Source organism: Corynebacterium sp. KPL2850 (assembly GCF_040225855.1).
Classification (GTDB): Bacteria; Actinomycetota; Actinomycetes; order Mycobacteriales; family Mycobacteriaceae; genus Corynebacterium.
This window is the reverse complement of record NZ_JBEHFV010000068.1, coordinates 1-1720: the sequence shown is the minus strand read 5'-3', so window position 1 is coordinate 1720 and position 1720 is coordinate 1. Positions and strand designations below refer to the sequence as shown.

At 60.3% G+C, this 1720-nt stretch carries 3 protein-coding genes; 2 read left to right on the top strand and 1 reads right to left on the bottom strand.

Annotated features, from left to right (window positions below; genetic code table 11):
- Together ABRP93_RS11575 and ABRP93_RS11570 are read left to right on the top strand one after the other, a co-directional pair.
- Positions 1–915, top strand: a 915-nt coding sequence (locus tag ABRP93_RS11575) for a PTS fructose transporter subunit IIC (RefSeq protein WP_349888016.1), incomplete at its 5' end; no start/stop codon positions are given.
- A gap of 55 nt (positions 916–970) precedes the next feature.
- Positions 971–1240 carry an HPr family phosphocarrier protein gene (locus ABRP93_RS11570; RefSeq protein ID WP_239269539.1) on the top strand — a complete coding sequence of 90 codons (270 nt, stop codon included), beginning with the start codon at positions 971–973 and terminating at the stop codon, positions 1238–1240.
- Positions 1241–1459: 219 nt separating this feature from the next.
- On the opposite strand, the gene ABRP93_RS11565 is transcribed toward ABRP93_RS11570, so the two are convergent.
- On the bottom strand, positions 1460–1720 hold a 261-nt coding region (locus tag ABRP93_RS11565), incomplete at its 5' end, for an HNH endonuclease signature motif containing protein (protein WP_349888015.1).

The window sequence follows — 1720 nt, the reverse complement described above, 5'->3', positions numbered from 1 at the left end:
GCCGCGATGGGCTTTATCGTTGCCGCACTTTCTGGCTATATCGCCTACGCCCTGGCCGGACGCCCGGGTATTGCGCCGGGCTTTGTCGGCGGCGCTATCGCCGTAACGCTCGACGCGGGCTTTATCGGTGGCCTGGTCACCGGTTTGTTGGCCGGCTTTATCGCCCTGTGGATTGGCAATTGGAAGGTCCCGCGCTGGCTCGGTTCCCTCATGCCGGTGGTCATCATTCCGCTTTTGACCTCCCTCGTCGTTGGCCTGTCGATGTACCTTTTGCTGGGCGCCCCACTGGCCGCGCTGATGGAGGGCCTGCAAAATTGGCTGTCTTCCATGTCTGGCTCATCTGCTGTAGTGCTCGGCATCATCTTGGGCCTGATGATGTGCGTCGACTTGGGTGGCCCGGTTAACAAGGCCGCCTACCTCTTTGCCACCGCCGGATTGTCCACTGGCGACGCAGCCTCCATGCAAATCATGGCCGCTGTCATGGCCGCCGGCATGGTCCCGCCCATCGCGCTGTCCTTGGCAACCTTCATCCGCAAATCGCTATTTACCCCTGCCGAGCAGGAAAACGGTAAGTCCGCTTGGTTGCTCGGCTTGTCCTTCGTCTCCGAAGGTGCCATCCCCTTCGCCGCGGCCGATCCGTTCCGCGTCATCCCTTCCATGATGGCTGGTGGCGCCGTGACGGGTGCTATTTCCATGGCGCTGTCGGTCGAGTCGCGCGCCCCGCACGGTGGTGTCTTCGTCGCCTTCGCCATCGATCCGTTCTGGGCCTACCTAGTCGCAATCCTCGCCGGCGTGGCGGTATCCACCGTCGCGGTCTTGGCCATGAAGCAATTCTGGCCCAATAAGACCGTCCAGCAAGCTGCGCAAAAGGCTGCTCCAGAGACCAAAACCGGTTCCCAGAACGTGGCGGCATAAACCAAACGCTCGTACACTGGATCACGATAAATTAACTACAGAAAGGATAATTTCCATGGCTTCCAAGACTGTAAAGGTGGGCTCCTCTGTAGGACTGCACGCACGTCCTGCCTCCATCATCGCTGACGCCGCCGGCGAATACGACGAGGACATCTTCCTGAACCTCGTCGGTGAAGATGACGATAACGAAACCGACGCAGCTTCTTCCCTGATGATCATGGCCCTCGGTGCCGAGCAGGGCGACGAGGTCACCGTTACCTCTGACAACGAAGAAGCCGTTGAGAAGATCGCCGGCCTCATCGAGCAGGATCTCGACGCTTCCTAAGCGCTGCTGCTCATAACTAGCGTTTAAACACGACTCGTACGCTCCTCGCCTTGACGGCGGGGAGCTTTTGCGATCCATCGGCGGGTTTCCTAGTGCCCATTGCGCCGGCTATTCAGCTCGCGCGGCGCACAAGCGCGGTCGCTTAGATTTTTGGCCCTGAGCCTGTGGATCGGTGCGGGCGCGCGGATCCTTTTGCGCTAATCCTCTTGTCCCGGATTCTTAGGATGGCGGCCGGTCGTTTTCGTTCGGGCTGCCGGGGTTCGTGGCCCACGGCGGAAGCCAGCGGACCTTTCCTTGTATTCGGGCCAATCGCCCGCGCCGCGGCGGGGCCTGCGGGTCATCATCGTTGACGCCGTTATGGTACGGGCAACAAGTAGCGAGGTTAGCGGCATTGGTATTGCCACCGTGCTGCCAGCTTTCTAGGTGGTGAATCTGGCACTCATCGGCAGGATAATTGCACTTTTCCCAGGGGCATACGGG